Origin of the sequence: Parasphingorhabdus flavimaris, from assembly GCF_013371215.1 — a bacterium.
Taxonomy (GTDB): Bacteria; Pseudomonadota; Alphaproteobacteria; order Sphingomonadales; family Sphingomonadaceae; genus Parasphingorhabdus; species Parasphingorhabdus flavimaris.
The window spans coordinates 80,489-95,966 of the sequence record NZ_JABWMH010000001.1 but is presented as its reverse complement, the minus strand read 5'-3'; the positions used below and the strand labels follow the sequence as shown (position 1 = coordinate 95,966).

Here is a 15,478-nt window from a genome sequence, read left to right as displayed (position 1 = left end):
TCGTTTCTTCTTCCGCTTTTTCCGGAACAGGATCGCCTCCCGCACGTTGGTTGACCAGAAACGAAACAGAAAAGGAAATCGACATGTTTGATAAAAGCCAGATCAGGGAACATATGGAAGTCGTCGGCGCGGACGGCGTGCACGTCGGCACCGTCGACCATCTCGACGACAGCGGCGAGCGGATCAAGCTGACCAAGCATGACAGCCCGCAGACCGAGGGCGGCAAAGGCGCCTTCCATCATTATCTGCCGATCGAACTGGTCGCCGAGGCAGAGGGCGACCAGCTGCGCCTCTCCGCCACCGGCGAAAATGCGGTAAACATGTTTGAAGAAGCCCAATAGGTCCGAACCGCCAATTCGATCAAACGCCCCGGCCCGCACATGCGGAGTCGGGGCTTTTGCCTTGCAGATGCGGGCGTCTATTCCACCCCGGTCGGCTGGTTAAATTCAGTCCGCGTCCTTGGTATAGGGCACGAATTCACCAAAGGAGCAGCTGCCCATGGTGATGCCGCTGTGATTATCGACCAGCCTGATGATCTCGCCCTTGCATAGCGAGGATGTCGGGCGGCTGTAGACCAATATATTGCGGTCCGCGTTGCGGCAGCCGCCATAGGGCATGTTGACATAGATGGTGCGGGCGTTCCGGCTCGATCCGAAGATCAATATATCGTCGCTGATAACCGTCATGTTGCGCTGGTCATTGCCGTTGATGCAGGATCTGGGCTCACCGGCCGTTCGCCCCTCGAGGCGCTTGTCGAGCATTGTCTGCTGTTTTTCGGTGAGCTCGATCTTTTCCTCGCTCATCGCGGGTGCGGCAAAAAGCATCACCGCGGGAATCGTCAAAAGCAATTTTCTCATCACCTGTCTCCTCTATCCAGCCCCCGTCAGCCAGTCATATAACATGAATGCGACTGAACCGGGGATGAAATGCGGGGGGCGGCGCTAGAAATTGTCTTTCGCGGTCCGCCGCTCGCCCAGTTCCGCCGCCGATTTCGCCCGCATGAACGGGTTGGTGGCGCGCTCCAGCCGGATCGTCGTTGGCACCGTCGCCTCGCCGCGTGCGCGCAGCGTCAGCACCTCGGCCATCCGCTCCTTCAGCGCGAGATTGTCCGGCTCCGCGACCAGCGCATATTCGCCATTGGCCTGGGTATATTCGTGGGCGCAGTATATCCTGGTGGCGTCGGGCAGCGCCTCGAGCTTGCGCATATTATTGTACATCTGCTCCGCCGTCCCCTCGAACAGCCGCCCGCAACCCATGGCGAACAGCGTATCGCCGACGAAGGCGACCTTTTCCGAAGGGATGTGGAAGGCAATATGGCCGGCGGTGTGCGCCGGTACGTCGATCACCTCCGCAACCACATTGCCCAGCCGGACCGTGTCGCCTTCCCGGACCATCGTGTCGAGCGTCGGGATACGTTCCTTCTCGGCTTCCGGGCCGGTGATATGGCAGCCGGTCGCTTCCTTGATCGCGGCATTGCCGCCGGTATGGTCGGGATGCCAGTGGGTGTTCCAGATCTGGGTGATGGTCCAGCCGCGCTTTTCCGCCTCGGCCAGCACCGGTTCGGCGACCGCCGGATCGACGACCATCGTCTCCTGCGATTCCGGTTCATGGACCAGCCAGACATAATTGTCGGACAATACGGGAATTCTGATAATTTCAAGCATGACGGTCAAATTACTCTGCAAATCCAGAACTGTCGATGGTTAACCTCAAAATAACACTTCACTCCTATCAAAATCCATTCGGTTGCAGAGCCTTTTGAGAGAGGGACGTCTATTGCGCTTGTTGATTGCATTTCTTGTATATTTCTGTCTCTGCTCCCCGGCTCACGCCGAAGCGCCGGCGGTAAACAGCATATGCACGTTGAGCAGCGCCAAAGACACGTCCTTGCCGACATTGCTGGAGGCTGGCCAGCCCTTCGACTGTTCAAAGAATAACGGGACCATCACGAGTCCCCGCGCATGGGTCAGACTGCCTTTCGACGCCGACACAATCGAGCCCGGTACGGTGGAAGTCCAGGGAGAGAACAACGGTCTTACGACGATGCAGGTCCATGCGGTTCTCGACGATGGCACGATATTGTCATCCTATTTTTCAGAGCAGGCCGTGATCGACAGCTGGCGGCCAAAAGGTCGATACGGGCTTGCCGTGCCGGGAACAGAAAAGCCCGGGACCCGAAACCGTGTCGAGCAAGTCTATGTGACGATCGACAATCCGCGCACGCTCAACTCGGTGTCGGTTATCGAACTGGCATCCAGGCAGAAATGGGATGACCTGAAACTCCCGCTCTCGGTGATGTTTGCGGTTTTGTGCGGCATGGCGATCATGCCGCTGATCTATAATCTGTTCTTCTACGGAGCGCTGCGTTACAGTTTCATGCTCTGGCACAGCCTGATGATCGGTGCGACCGTCGCCTATACGTTCAGCTCTTCCGGCCTGATCTTCATCGCCTTTCCCGAGACCAGCCTGACCACCAAGATGCTGTTCAATCACTGGACCCTCGCGGCCGGTTTTGCAGCCGGCGGCTTTTTCCTCGTCCGCTTCGTCGAACGGGGCAAAATTGCACCCTGGCTTCGGGCCGTCATATTGATAGGCGCCCTTTTGCCGCTGCTCGTCACGGCGTTCGTCATGCAGATCGACGGGGGCCACAGCATCCACGCACGCGCTTATTATCACGCGTCATTCCTGCCCGCCTTTTGCATGGTATTATATACAATGGGCCATGCATTGCGCCGGGGCAGCAACGCGATCTGGTTTCAGATCGCAGGCTGGACACCGATCATCATTTTCGGACTGGACCGGGTCGCACGCGGCATGGATTTATACGTCGGCTGGGCGGTGCTCGACTATGGCCTTTATTTCGCGCTGGTACTGGAAACCATCATTCTCGCGCTCGGGGTTGCCAATCGGATTCTCCGCCTGCGCCAGCAGAATGAGAGCATATTGCGCAAACAGGTCGAACTGACCCTGCTCGCCGACACCGACGGATTGACGATGATGAGCAACCGCCGTGCCTTCGAAAGGGAATATGAGCATAACCAGCACGAGCACCGCTACAGTCATCTTGCGATTATCGACATTGATTTTTTCAAACGGGTCAATGACCTTTACGGCCACGAGATCGGCGACGAGGTCTTGCGGGTCGTCGGCAAAGAGCTGGATTCGACGTACCATTTCGCCGCGCGGATCGGCGGCGAGGAATTCACCCTGCTGATGCGCAATGACAATCGCCACGACCGGAGAAAATATCCTGCGAACGAGCTGACCGAAATCTGCCAGGCGCTGATCAAGGCGGTGCGCGAACGGGTACCGGAGATACAGGAGCCGGTCACATTCTCGGTTGGCGTTGCCGAAATTGCCCGGCGCGCCACGTTGCGCAGCGTCATGGCGACCGCCGACCGGCGCCTCTATGATGCCAAGAATAATGGCCGCAACCAGGTCGTGTGGATCGATATTTCGCAGGCCACTCCGTCACAGCGACCCGGCAAGGCCGCGATCTAGCGACCGACAGGTCCTACCACTCGCCGATATTTTCCATGCTCGCCCAGGGTTCCTGGACCGCGAGCCGATCACCCTTTTGCAGCAGCTCGACCGAGATATTGTCCGGCGATCGCACAAAGGCCATGTGGCCATCGCGCGGCGGCCGGTTGATTGTCACACCGGCATCCATCAGCTTTTGGCACAAGGCGTAAATGTCATCGACCGCATAAGCGAGATGGCCGAAATTGCGGCCACCGCCATATTGCTCGTCCGGACTGCCGTCTTCGGCCGGCCAGTTATAGGTCAGCTCGACCTCGGCAATATCCTTCTCGCCGGGAGCGGCAAGAAAGATCAGTGTGAAGCGGCCTTGCTCGCTGTCATAGCGACGGACTTCTTCAAGGCCGAGCAGTTCGAAAAATGCAACGCTGGCGTCCGGATCGCTGACCCTGAGCATGCTGTGCAGATATTTTATGGCCAAGGCTATTCTCCATTCATCGCTATTCAGAAACGGTTCATCGCAGATATCGCAAGTTCGAACCGGGTCGTTTCATCCAGCCTAAGCGGCTTTTGAACTGAGGGAAAGAGTGATGAGCGAGAATTTTATCGAGAGCAGGAACAAGGTCTGGCTGGCGAGCGCGGGCCTGCTGACGGTCGGGCTGATCATCGGCGGCTATCTGCTGGGTGATGGCCTGTTGCGGGCGAAAATGGCGGATCGCAGTGTCACCGTGCGCGGCCTGGCCGAGCGCGAAGTGACCGCCGACCTCGCCACTTGGACCATTGCCTATAGCGCGCAGTCGACCGACCTGCAGAGCGCCCAGACCGATATTGACCGCGACACCGATGCGATCACCGCCTTTTTCAAGGAGCTGGGCTTCCAGGCCGACGCGCTCAAACCAACCGGGGCCAACGTCAACCAGTATAGTTCCAACGGCGTCCCGCAATATACCATCCGCCAGCGGCTCAGCCTGCGCACCAATGATATCGACAAGGCACAGGCCGCTGTCGCTCGCCAGTTCGATCTGGTCCGCCGCGGCGTCGTCCTCGAGGACGGTTCGGGGATGAGCTACACCTTCACCAAACTGGACGAAATCAAGCCCGAAATGGTCGCTGCTGCCACCAAGGATGCCCGCAAGTCTGCCGAACAATTTGCCGAAGACAGCGGCACCGATGTCGGAGGGATCAAATCCGCCACCCAGGGCTATTTCAGCATCAACAGCCGCGACGGCGATGCCGGTGGCTATGGCGTGACCGATACGCCGTATAAAAAGGTCCGGGTGGTGACGACAGTGAACTTCTATCTTGATTGAAAGCGGGGTGCAAACCGATCCGGCGACTGGCCCGGATCGGCTCGCATCGCCACTGTTAGAAGGTCAGCAGCGACAGCAGGTCATTGACGGTGCCGAGCGGATGCTCTTCGTTAGCCGGCGACCATTGGCGGTTTGATCCTAGATAAGAGCCATCATCAAGCTCGAGCAGCCCGATAATGGTCTCCGCCACTATCCGCCCGCCAACTGGGCCGAGGCCCTCACCCTGGACAAAGGTTCCGGGAGAAACCTCCTGACCGATCGCGCTGGCTTCCGCCAAGATATACAACCACAAAGGCGTCCCGGCATCGAGACTGGCGGGAGGCGAGGCAGAAGATGCCAGCGCTTTGGCAACATCGGAAACCTGTTCGATTTCAGTATCCGGCCGTTCGCAGGCTTCCGCGATATTTTCACCAGAGGGCAGCCGAAAGGCCTGACCGCGCAGGAAGTTCCGGGTTGCGAGCGATTTTTCACCATTGGTTACAAAGGGTAGATTCAGCAAATCCTTCGCCATTTTGACATCGAGCTTGTCTGCACGGTCGACGGTCGGATCAGTCAGGTCGAGCACTTGCGGCCATTGCACCACGGCATCTGCGTCGCCCAAGGCCGCAAACCCTTCGCCAAGCGTGGGCCCGAAAACCTCGAGCGCCGGTTTCCCAGCCTGAATCTGGATGCGCTGCGGAATCATCGAATGGCCGAACCGGTATGCCGCGACCGAAAATTCGACCGGAATGAAAGGGTCGGCTCCATAATGCTCGCCAAAATGACAATCTTCCGGCCGATAGATGAAGCGGCCATTGCCAAAAATATCGTCAAGCAGCGGTTTCCCCACCAGGGCCCGCAGATAGTCGTTCACCACAACCCACTGGTAATGCCAGGTGGTCACCCTCCGGGCCTCCTCAAAAAGATGGGCTGCTTCAATACCGGCACCGTCAAGATGATCCACAACCTTGTTGTGGAAGCGGATGATACCCAGTTGCAATTGCGAGATAATCCGGTTTTCATCGTTGCGCGGATCGCCAATGACCGCGCGATAATCCGGTGATCGCAAAAGATCCTCTGCTTGGAAGGTCGTTGCGCTCGGCATATCAGCACCGGTGAGCAGCTTGGCTCCGTTAAACTCCGGTCGGTCGTGGTAATACATGAAGGGAGAACCTTCCGGCCCGTCGCCGTAGATGCAATCGAGATCCAGAGTCGGCGTCCGGAAATTGGTCGTCAGTTCGGGCCGGTCCAGTCGTGCGAAGCTGCTGGTCAGGTCCAGTGTAATATCATGATCGACGAACTGGCCGAAAAAGATATGTGCTACGGGAATATGGTCTGTCTTCTCGGCAGCGCCGGTTGATTTCATAGGGCCGTCTCGTGCACCGATCGCCGCCAGCGCATTGGGGTCGATATAGAGAGGGGGAAGGTCACCAAACATTCGCCCAAAGCGGTCACTCCTGTTGGTGCCGCTGGTGCAAAGGGCCGGTAGCCCCTTGAATTCTTTCATTCCATGATGAGTTGCCATTGATTTCGCTCCATTTACTTTGAGTTTTGACCCGCCATTGTTGGTCTAGGTCCTGGAGCGACCCGACTAAATTCTATCCCATTGCTCCTGTTGCCGTCAATCGACAACCGCGACTTTCACCCTATGGCGCTGGAGAAAAAGGCCAATTTTTTGAGCCATTGACCTGTTGTAACAGGATTGTGCCGATCGCTGTCGCCTGACATCGCGAGCCGTGCCGCGACGAAAATGGTACGTCACAAGACAGTGCCAAGCCGTATTTTATCCTCGAAGCCGCCGCCTTGGCACCGGCTGGATTTTCATTCCGCCATGCTGTCTTCGAGCTGTGCCAGATAGCGGGTTGCCGCCTTGGCTGCCGGACTGTCGGGTCCAAATTTGACCGCCTGCTGCCAGCTGCCCTTCGCGTTCACCAAGTCACCGGCTTCATAGGCAATGTTCCCCGCCTCGAGCGCGATGGCCGGATCGGTGGTCACCAGCCGTGCCGCCGTCGCGATATCGGTTTTGGCCTGTGCAAGATCGCCCATCCGGCGCGCCAATGTCGCGGACAGCAACCAGCCGAGCGGATCTTCCGGCACCAGCTGGTGGACCAGAGCAAATTGCCGCTTCGCCTCGTCATATTGATTCAAGGCGACGTGGACGCGCGCCATGTCGAGATGGACTTCGCCTTTCAGCAATCCGTCCAGCGTATCCTGCTCCAGCGCAGTGGCCAGATATTTGAGGGCGGCCTGCTCGTCATTCCCGGCGAATGCGGCATTACCGGCCTGCGACCAGAAAATCGCGGCGCGTTCGTCGCCCGCCGCTTGCGCGCCATCCGCGGCCTGAACGAATTCGGCAACCGCCTTTGCCCAGTCTTCCTGTCCGGCATAGGCAAAGCCGAGGCAATTGCGCGCCAGATAGCCGCCGCCTTCGATCTGCCATTTGTTGGCGACGAGCAAGCCGTTGGCCGGATCGTCAGCCGCCTGGTCGAGACATTGTTCAAAGCGGATATCGGTCGCTGTTTTCGCTACCGGCGCGGCAGCTTCGACGGGCTGTTCGTTCTTGGGTTTCGAAGGCAGCAGCACGGGGTCGATCGGCGAACCATAAGGGGTAACCGATTGCATCAACAGGGGCAGGAGCAAGGATGAAATCATGGGAATATCCGTTACAAGGCTTGGGTTGACCGGACCGGGCTCACCCCAGACGCGACAGAATATCAATCAGCAGGGCAATATCCTGATCCCGCGACAAGCGGTGATCGCCGTCCTTTACCAGATGGACCTGCACATCATCTGAACGGATTTTCTTCGCCGTCTCGAGACTATATTCCCACGGCACATCCATGTCCTTCTGGCCATGCAGCAGCCGCACCGCACCGTCGAAAGCAATTTCCTTGTGGAGCAACCGGTTGCTGTCACCCGACTGCCAGAATGTCCGGGTCGTGACATAGGGTTCGTCGGAATATTCGCTGTCTTCCTCCAGCTTGCCGTCGCGCAGGATCGTCATTTTCTGCTCCTGGGTAAAGCCCCAGTCGGTGAAGTCCGGCGCGGCGGCGATGCCGATCAGATGCTTGACCCGCATCGGACGCGACAGCGCCACCAGCAACATCAGCCAGCCACCCATCGACGAACCGACCAGGGTGATCGACCCCGAAGTCACCTTGTCGATCAGGAACAGCACATCATCGCGCCAGTCGATAAGGCTCTGATCCTCGAACTCGCCACCGCTCGCGCCGCAGCCGGCATAGTCGAGCCGCAGCATCGCCCTGCCCTGCTGCTTCGCCCAGGCATCGACCGCAAGCGCCTTGCCGCCTTCCATGTCCGACATATAGCCGGGCAGGAATACGATAGTGGTCCCCTTCACGCCCGGTTTCGCCGGAGTGTAGCAATAAGCCAGCGAAGGTCCGCCGGGACGGTCGAGATAGAGAATGTCGTCTTCCATAGATTTTTCCGTATAGGTTTGCCGCGCGAAGGCGGGGATTCATCTCCCGCCCTATAATCAAAAAATAGCGGATGAGAAGGTGCGCCGGCTGGCCGCTTGTGCGGACATCAACCAGTCAGCCCTGGCTTTGCAGCACGGGGCTGACACATGCCCGCGCTTTAGCGCGCGGCAAAATAGACAATCGCCAGACATAGAAAGGCAATGATCAGCATGCCGATATTGGATATCGCCGGCTTTTTGACCTTGGGCAGCATTGCCGTCAGCTCGGCTGGAATATCACCCCTGAACCCCAGCTTCCATTTCGGCCGCGCCTTAATACCGTCATCGAGACCGAAGACATGGGACTCGCCTTGCTTGCCGAGATAGACCAGATCGCCGAAGAAATAGGCTTCGCTGCGCCATTGCTGTTCATACAGCGCAAAGGATTTGCCGATCACCTCGATCCGCACCCGGCGCTTCAGCGCGTTATCGCCATCCACCAGCCAGATATTTGCTACATCAGACATTTACGGAGCTTAAAACAACATGGGCGCCAGTGCATCACAATTTTTCCGTCGATCAGTCGCGCTGGAATATCTCCTCGATCGGCATTTCGAAAAGGTCAGCGATCCGGAATGCCAGCGGCAGCGACGGATCATATTTGCCGGTTTCGATCGCGTTGACGCTCTGCCGGGAAACCTTGAGCCGTTCGGCGAGATCAGCCTGCGACCAGTCGCGCTCGGCGCGGAGAACCTTGAGGCGGTTTTTCATCCCCGCCTCCACTGGAACAGACTGGCCACGCCCAGGCCAGCGCACCAGACCACAAAAGCGAAATAGACCGGTATGTGGGGTACAAGATCATATTGTTCAAAAAAGCCGTAAACCGTGATGATCACCATCATGAATCCGGTAGCGATCAGGAATTTCTGCGTCTCGCGCATCCGGATATATTCGTCCTGTTCTTCCAGCAAATATCGCCCGATCGCCCCTATGAATCCGAGAACTCCGAGCGCGGGAACAAGGGCAACGACAAAGGCAAGAATCCCGGTCACCGCGTAATGATCAAACAGAAACTCTGCAAAAAAAACACCGGCGACGTAAATGACCATGACCAGCATCATGCGTTTGAGGTAACGGGAAGACGCTGTCGTTGCCGCCCGGTTGACCTCCATCAGCCGCATCATTGACCAGCCGGCCGCGAGTAGCAGGATGACGTTTACAACGGCAATCAGTCCGCGTTGCCAATCGGGCGGTGATTGGGTGAGCACAAAGACCATGGAAAGCGCCAGACAGAGGATTGATGCCATGCCGAACAGCTTTAGCCGCCCGCCCCAGACGGCTGTTTGTTTTTCACCTTCATTTCCATTGATCATGGCAATCTCCCTCCGTTCATGACAGAAATAACGAGGCTCTCGGCCGTGCTGCCGCCGTTCACATAGCCCCCAGAAACAGGATCACCAGTGCCGCCCACATGGCGATATTTTCATTGGGCGTCATCGCCCGGCCCCAGCAGCGTTTCGATTTCATGATCTTCCTCCATCAAGCGACATGGACATTATGTCATGTCTACTTGACTTATTTGCGCGATTCGCGCGCAAATGTCAAGTGAACATGACATAATGAATATGACACTTTCCACATAAGTTCTGCGATCTCCCTGATTTGGTTGACTTGAAACCGCAAAAGTCTAAGTCCAATCCACCCTTGTAAGGACTGCAGAACGCCCTTCCTTGGCCCCAACTTTGACAAACTTTGAGATGACCTGAGCCCATGACCGAGATGATCACAATCACCCTTCCCGACGGCAGCGCGCGTGAAGTGGCCATGGGCACTACCCCCGCACAGATTGCCGCCGACATCGGACCGGGCCTTGCCAAAGCCGCGCTGGCCGCGAAGATTGACGGCGAGCTGCGCGATATCATGCGGCCGCTGACGGAAGACACGGAACTGGCGCTGGTCACCTCCCGCGACGAGGAAGACGCGCTGGAACTGGCCCGCCATGACTATGCCCATATCCTGGCAGAGGCGGTGCAGAATCTCTTCCCCGGCACGCAGATCACCTTTGGCCCGTCGACCGACGACGGCTTTTACTATGACTTCGCGCCCGCCGGCGACCCGTTCACCGACGAGGATCTGCCGAAGATCGAGGAAGAAATGCAGCGGATCATCGCCGCCGACAAGCCGCTTCGCCGCGAAGTCTGGCAGCGCGACGATCTGATCGCCCGCTGGCAGAAGGATGGCGAGACGTTCAAGGCCGAATGGGCTGCAGAGCTGCCCGAGGGCGACGAGATCACGGTCTACTGGTCCGGAAACGACTGGATGGACATGTGCCGCGGCCCGCATCTCGCCTCGACCGGCAAGCTCGATCCCAAGGCGTTCAAGCTGATGCGCGTGTCTGGTGCCTATTGGCGCGGCGACCAGCGCAACCCGCAACTGTCACGCATCTACGGCACCGGCTGGCTCAACAAGAAACAGCTGGGTGCCCATCTCGTCCGGCTCGAGGAAGCGGCCAAGCGCGACCACCGCAAACTCGGCCAGGAAATGGATCTCTACCATATCCAGTCCGAAGCGCAGGGCAGCATTTTCTGGCATCCCAAGGGCTATGTGATCTGGCAGGCGCTCGAGCAATATATGCGCCGCCGCCAGATCGAGGCCGACTATGAAGAGGTCAAGACGCCGCAGCTGATGGACGTGCGCCAATGGGAGCAATCTGGCCACTGGGGCAAATATAGCGAGAATATGTTCGCCGTGCCCGACGAGGTTCCCGATGCCGAGAGCGACGGCCCCGTTGTCACCGGCACGTCCGACATGATGGCGATCAAGCCGATGAACTGTCCGGCCCATGTTCTGGTCTTTCGCCAGGGCATCAAGAGCTATCGCGACCTTCCGATCCGCATGGCCGAATTCGGCTGCTGCCATCGCAACGAGCCACATGGCGCGCTGCACGGATTGATGCGGGTGCGGCAATTCACGCAGGATGACGCGCATATATTCTGCACCAGGGAACAATTGATCGAGGAAGTTGGCCTGTTCTGCGACATGCTCGACCGCTGCTACCGCGATCTCGGCTTCGAAAATTACGCGATCAAATTGGCGCTCCGCCCCGACAAGCGCATCGGCAGCGACGAAATGTGGGACTGGTCGGAACAGTCCCTGCGCGACGCCGTCGTGGCGACCGGGCGTGACACCGAAGAATATGGCTGGGAAGAATTGCCCGGCGAAGGTGCCTTTTATGCGCCCAAGCTCGAATTCCACCTGACCGACGCAATCGGTCGGACCTGGCAGGTCGGCACGATCCAGACCGATACGGTACTGCCGGAACGTCTCGACGCGACCTATGTCGGCGAGGATGGCGAACGCCACCAGCCGATCATGCTGCACCGCGCGATTCTCGGCTCCTTCGAACGGTTTATCGGCATTCTCATCGAACATTATGCCGGCAAGCTGCCGCTCTGGCTCGCGCCGACTCAAGCTGTGGTCGCTACGATCGTGACCGACGCCAATCCTTATGCCGAGCAGGTGGTTGAAAGACTGAAAGCCGCCGGCATCCGGGTCGAGGCGGATCTGCGCAACGAAAAGATCAACTACAAGGTGCGCGAACATTCGGTCGGAAAAGTCCCGAATATCCTCGTGGTTGGCATGCGCGAAGCGGAAGAGGGCAAGGTTGCGCTGCGTCGGCTCGGCCAGAAGGACCAGGAATTCCTGACCCTTGACGAGGTCGTGGCCATGTTGAAGAACGAAGCACTGCCGCCGGACTTGAAATCGGTCGCATGACGACCATATGAGCAGGGAAGCTGTGGCATTCTCACCACAATCCTGATGGCTAATATCTCTTTCGCCATCAAGAAGGCTTTATTCGTGTAAACTTTGCGGCTAATGAGCCACCATAGACAACCACTCAGGAGTATTTAACATAGCTGCACCACCTCGTCGCCCCACGCCGCCTGTAAAAGGTGGCCCGCGCTTCAATGATCTGATCAATTCCGACACCGTCAGAGTTATCGACGACAAGGGTGAAAACCTTGGCGTGATGAACACGAGGGAAGCGATCGAGCGAGCAGCAGAAGTTGGCCTCGACCTGGTCGAGGTTTCTCCGAACGCGCAGCCACCGGTTGCAAAATATCTCGACGTCGGCAAATTCAAATATGAGGCCCAGAAAAAGGCCAATGCCGCGCGCAAGACGCAGAAGGTTCAGGACGTCAAGGAAATCAAGATGCGTCCGAATATCGACGATCATGATTATAACGTCAAAATGCGCAACGTGAACAAGTTCATCGACAATGGCGACAAGGTCAAGGTGACCCTGCGCTTCCGCGGTCGTGAAATGTCACACCAGCAACTCGGCATGGCATTGCTCGTGCGGGTGCAGGAAGACATGAAGGAAACCGCGAAGGTTGAAGCTTATCCGAAGCTCGAAGGCCGTCAGATGCTGATGGTACTCAGCCCGAAATAATCCAAACAGGCCCTCGGCGACGAGGGCCTTTTTTTTTGCCGGCTTGCCGCTTCAGCAGAGCCCGGGCCCTTGCTCAGTCGGGCTGGCTCCGCGCCATCCACAACATGCCGACACCCACGAGCAACGCCGCACATGCGATCATGATTTCAAATTCGTGGTTTACCATCATCGATACCCCTGTTTATCGCCTCGTGGCACCAGATTAACAGGCGAAAGCTAACGTCCTCTTAAACCATTTGCATGATATGCGCGCTTTTCAGCCGACCGGCTTGGCCCGATATTGCTGCGGGAAATGGCGCTTCAGATTGGCAATCTTGGGCTTGTCCCAACGCACGATATAGCCCTGGCGGGGGTTTTTCTGGATGAAATCCTGATGATAGGACTCGGCCGGATAAAAGGCCTTGTAAGCTTCAACCTTGGTCACGATCGGGCGCTTCCAATAGCGCCCCTTGTCCAGCTGCGCGATATAGGCACGAGCGGCTTTTGCTTGCTGCGCATTGACCGGCACCAGCGCGCTGCGATAATGTTTGCCGCGATCGGGGCCTTGGGCGTTGAGCATGGTCGGATCGGCGATCACCGAAAAGAATATCTGCATCAGCTCGCCATAGCTGATCTGGCTGGGGTCATAGACCACTCGCACTGCTTCGGCGTGATCGGTCAGGCCTGCGCTGACCAGCTTGTAGGATGCGCTGCGTTTGGTGCCGCCATGATAGCCGGACGAGGCACTGACGACGCCTTTCGTATGTTCAAACACGCCTTCGACACCCCAGAAGCAGCCGCCGGCAAATATCGCCACGGCACGCTTTCCTGATTCCTCAGCGTCGACACGAGGCTTGGGAATGATCGTTGCCTTCTCGGCTGCTTGGGCTTCGCCAACGAACGCGCGATTCGCGCCCTGATCAGCAGGCAGCGCTGTCTGCACGCCGGCCCATATCGCTCCAACGCAGGCGATACTGACGCCAAACATGATTGTTCTGGAGAGAAACGGCCCCATCATTGTCTAACCGATCAGCTGCGAAGCCGAGCTAACCGTCGACGACAGGTTCTGACCGAGGTCAGGCCGCTGCTCGGCAGGTTGCATGAAAAACAATACCAATGCACCGGCGATAAAGCCGCCGCCGAGGCTGTAGGTCAAATCGGATTTGAATATTTTCATCATTGTCTGTTCCTTGGGGGCCATCAACTGTTCGAACCATCCCGCCTGTAGGTTACATCCATTAATATAGTTTTCCTGTCCCCGCTGTGAACCTGATCACATGGGCATATTCAGTTTGGCCGCGCGAAGATTTTCTATCGGAGGGGTGTTTACCGTGTCTCGCGGCAGTTCGCTGCGCGAACGCCTCCGACGGGGCGTTTTTATTCGAACCTCAAGCGCCGGGCGCGGACATCCGTCCGCTTGGCTATCCTCGCATAAGCTCGGACGCGCGGTCGCGCTTGCCTCCGCTTCGCGTCGGTTCGGCGCTCACACTCACAGTTAGTTTCCGACCGAGGCGCGGCCGAGGCAAGGCCGACCGGCCGCCGCGCCTTATGGCGCGAAAGCCAAGCGGACGGATGTCCGCGCCCGGCGCCTGAGGCCTAGGTTAAAGCAACGCAGGCCCGCTGGATCCGCGTGCAGGCCTCGGTCAATATCTCTTCCGAAGTCGCATAGCTGATCCGGAAAGCGGGCGAGAGGCCGAAGGCCGCTCCGTGCACCGCAGCAACCTGCGCTTCTTCCAGAAAATAGGCGATCAGATCTTCATCCGTCTTGATGACCGCGCCCTTGGGTGTCGTCTTGCCCATCAGCTCGCTGGCATCGGGATAGACGTAAAAGGCACCTTCCGGAGTCGGGCATTGCAGACCCGGCGTGTCATTGATCATCGACACGACCAGATCGCGACGCTTTTCGAAAGCGGCGCTGCGATCGACCAGGAAATCCTGCGGGCCATTGAGCGCAGCAACCGCTGCGGCCTGCGAAATCGAGCAAGGATTGGACGTCGATTGCGACTGCAACTTGGCCATCGCCTTGATCAGCCATTCCGGGCCACCGGCATAGCCGATTCGCCAGCCGGTCATCGCATAAGCCTTGGACACGCCGTTAACCGTCAGGGTGCGGTCAAACAGCTCCGGACAGACCTGCGCGATCGTCGAGAAAGCAAAATCGGCATACCAGATATGCTCGTACATATCGTCGGTCATCACCATCACCTGCTCGTGCGGCAATATGACGGCGCCCAGCGCCTTCAGTTCCTCGGCGCTATAGGCTGCGCCGCTCGGGTTGGACGGGGAGTTCAACAGCACCCATTTGGTCTTGGGCGTGATCGCAGCTTCCAGCTGTTTCGGCGTGATCTTGTAGTTCTGATCCGCACCCGCTTCGATGAACACCGGCGTGCCACCGGCGAAATTGACGATATCGGGATAGCTGACCCAATAAGGCGCGGGGATGATCACCTCGTCACCCGGGTCCAGAGTGGCGACCAGCGCGTTGAACAATGTATGCTTGCCACCGCCGTTGGCGCAAACCTGCTTGGTGGTGTAGGTCAGGCCATTGTCGCGGGCGAACTTGTCGACGATCGCCTGCTTCAGCGCCGCCGTGCCATCAACCGTGGTGTAATTGGTATCACCATCGCGGATCGCCTGGATCGCGGCTTCCTTGACAAAATCCGGCGTGTCGAAATCGGGTTCGCCAGCGGACAGACCAATCACATCGATGCCCTGCGCTTTCAATTCGGTGACCTTGGCGGTCATCGCGAGCGTGGCAGAGGGTTGGATACGTCCGAGTGCTTTGGAGATCATGGTCATGGGAGGTCCTGTCGCAAGGAATAAGCGAGACTGCCTAATATCATTGTTGCTGCACTGCAACAG

At 58.0% G+C, this 15,478-nt stretch carries 17 protein-coding genes; 5 read left to right on the top strand and 12 right to left on the bottom strand.

The window, feature by feature from the left end; all coding sequences use genetic code 11:
- Nucleotides 1–83 precede the first annotated feature (83 nt).
- Nucleotides 84–341 carry a DUF2171 domain-containing protein gene (locus HUO14_RS00485; protein WP_176277947.1) on the top strand — a complete coding sequence of 86 codons (258 nt, stop codon included), beginning with the start codon at nt 84–86 and terminating at the stop codon, nt 339–341.
- A 105-nt stretch (nt 342–446) separates the two neighbouring features.
- On the opposite strand, the gene HUO14_RS00480 is transcribed toward HUO14_RS00485, so the two are convergent.
- The gene (locus tag HUO14_RS00480) at nt 447–857 is read right to left on the bottom strand and encodes a hypothetical protein (RefSeq protein WP_176277946.1); all 411 of its coding nucleotides are present in this window, start codon (nt 855–857) and stop codon (nt 447–449) included.
- Between the two features lie 84 nt (nt 858–941).
- Nucleotides 942–1,664, bottom strand: a complete 723-nt coding sequence (gene gloB / locus HUO14_RS00475; protein ID WP_176277945.1) for a hydroxyacylglutathione hydrolase — start codon at nt 1,662–1,664, stop codon at nt 942–944.
- Nucleotides 1,665–1,863: 199 nt separating this feature from the next.
- Between gloB and HUO14_RS00470 the strand changes: the two genes are divergently transcribed.
- The gene (locus HUO14_RS00470) at nt 1,864–3,501 is read left to right on the top strand and encodes a sensor domain-containing diguanylate cyclase (RefSeq protein WP_176277944.1); all 1,638 of its coding nucleotides are present in this window, start codon (nt 1,864–1,866) and stop codon (nt 3,499–3,501) included.
- A gap of 13 nt (nt 3,502–3,514) precedes the next feature.
- Here HUO14_RS00470 and HUO14_RS00465 read toward each other — a convergent pair whose 3' ends face one another.
- Nucleotides 3,515–3,934, bottom strand: coding sequence for a VOC family protein (locus HUO14_RS00465; protein ID WP_176278690.1), 420 nt, complete (start codon nt 3,932–3,934; stop codon nt 3,515–3,517).
- A 133-nt stretch (nt 3,935–4,067) separates the two neighbouring features.
- Here HUO14_RS00465 and HUO14_RS00460 point away from each other — a divergent pair, with 133 nt between their 5' ends.
- Complete coding sequence (locus HUO14_RS00460) at nt 4,068–4,787, top strand: SIMPL domain-containing protein (RefSeq protein WP_176277943.1); 720 nt, start codon at nt 4,068–4,070, stop codon at nt 4,785–4,787.
- Nucleotides 4,788–4,842: 55 nt separating this feature from the next.
- On the opposite strand, the gene HUO14_RS00455 is transcribed toward HUO14_RS00460, so the two are convergent.
- The 6 genes from HUO14_RS00455 to HUO14_RS00430 form a co-directional block, all read right to left on the bottom strand.
- Nucleotides 4,843–6,291: a peroxidase family protein gene (locus HUO14_RS00455; protein ID WP_176277942.1), complete on the bottom strand. Its 1,449-nt coding sequence runs from the start codon at nt 6,289–6,291 to the stop codon at nt 4,843–4,845.
- 296 nt (nt 6,292–6,587) lie between these two features.
- Nucleotides 6,588–7,418, bottom strand: a complete 831-nt coding sequence (locus HUO14_RS00450; protein WP_176277941.1) for a tetratricopeptide repeat protein — start codon at nt 7,416–7,418, stop codon at nt 6,588–6,590.
- A 40-nt stretch (nt 7,419–7,458) separates the two neighbouring features.
- A complete protein-coding gene (locus tag HUO14_RS00445) occupies nt 7,459–8,205 on the bottom strand; it encodes an alpha/beta hydrolase (protein WP_176277940.1) in 747 nt (248 codons plus the stop codon).
- Nucleotides 8,206–8,363: 158 nt separating this feature from the next.
- Nucleotides 8,364–8,711, bottom strand: a complete 348-nt coding sequence (locus tag HUO14_RS00440; protein WP_176277939.1) for a hypothetical protein — start codon at nt 8,709–8,711, stop codon at nt 8,364–8,366.
- Nucleotides 8,712–8,763: 52 nt separating this feature from the next.
- Nucleotides 8,764–8,955, bottom strand: coding sequence for a helix-turn-helix transcriptional regulator (locus HUO14_RS00435; protein WP_176277938.1), 192 nt, complete (start codon nt 8,953–8,955; stop codon nt 8,764–8,766).
- Entirely contained in the window at nt 8,952–9,557 is a 606-nt protein-coding gene (locus HUO14_RS00430) for a hypothetical protein (RefSeq protein ID WP_176277937.1), read from the bottom strand. The genes HUO14_RS00435 and HUO14_RS00430 overlap by 4 nt, the downstream gene beginning before the upstream one ends.
- A gap of 397 nt (nt 9,558–9,954) precedes the next feature.
- Here HUO14_RS00430 and thrS point away from each other — a divergent pair, with 397 nt between their 5' ends.
- Nucleotides 9,955–11,958 carry a threonine--tRNA ligase gene (gene thrS / locus HUO14_RS00425; protein WP_176277936.1) on the top strand — a complete coding sequence of 668 codons (2,004 nt, stop codon included), beginning with the start codon at nt 9,955–9,957 and terminating at the stop codon, nt 11,956–11,958.
- A 139-nt stretch (nt 11,959–12,097) separates the two neighbouring features.
- Nucleotides 12,098–12,637, top strand: a complete 540-nt coding sequence (infC, locus tag HUO14_RS00420) for a translation initiation factor IF-3 (RefSeq protein ID WP_176278689.1) — start codon at nt 12,098–12,100, stop codon at nt 12,635–12,637.
- A 256-nt stretch (nt 12,638–12,893) separates the two neighbouring features.
- Here the strand turns inward: infC and msrA are convergent, their stop codons facing one another.
- The 3 genes from msrA to HUO14_RS00405 all read right to left on the bottom strand — a co-directional run bounded on the left by msrA (nt 12,894) and on the right by HUO14_RS00405 (nt 15,415).
- On the bottom strand, nt 12,894–13,604 hold the full coding sequence (gene msrA / locus HUO14_RS00415; protein ID WP_176277935.1) for a peptide-methionine (S)-S-oxide reductase MsrA: 711 nt from the start codon (nt 13,602–13,604) through the stop codon (nt 12,894–12,896).
- Nucleotides 13,605–13,637: 33 nt separating this feature from the next.
- Nucleotides 13,638–13,796 carry a hypothetical protein gene (locus tag HUO14_RS00410; RefSeq protein WP_176277934.1) on the bottom strand — a complete coding sequence of 53 codons (159 nt, stop codon included), beginning with the start codon at nt 13,794–13,796 and terminating at the stop codon, nt 13,638–13,640.
- Nucleotides 13,797–14,212: 416 nt separating this feature from the next.
- A complete protein-coding gene (locus HUO14_RS00405) occupies nt 14,213–15,415 on the bottom strand; it encodes a pyridoxal phosphate-dependent aminotransferase (protein ID WP_176277933.1) in 1,203 nt (400 codons plus the stop codon).
- Between the last annotated feature and the right edge of the window lie 63 nt (nt 15,416–15,478).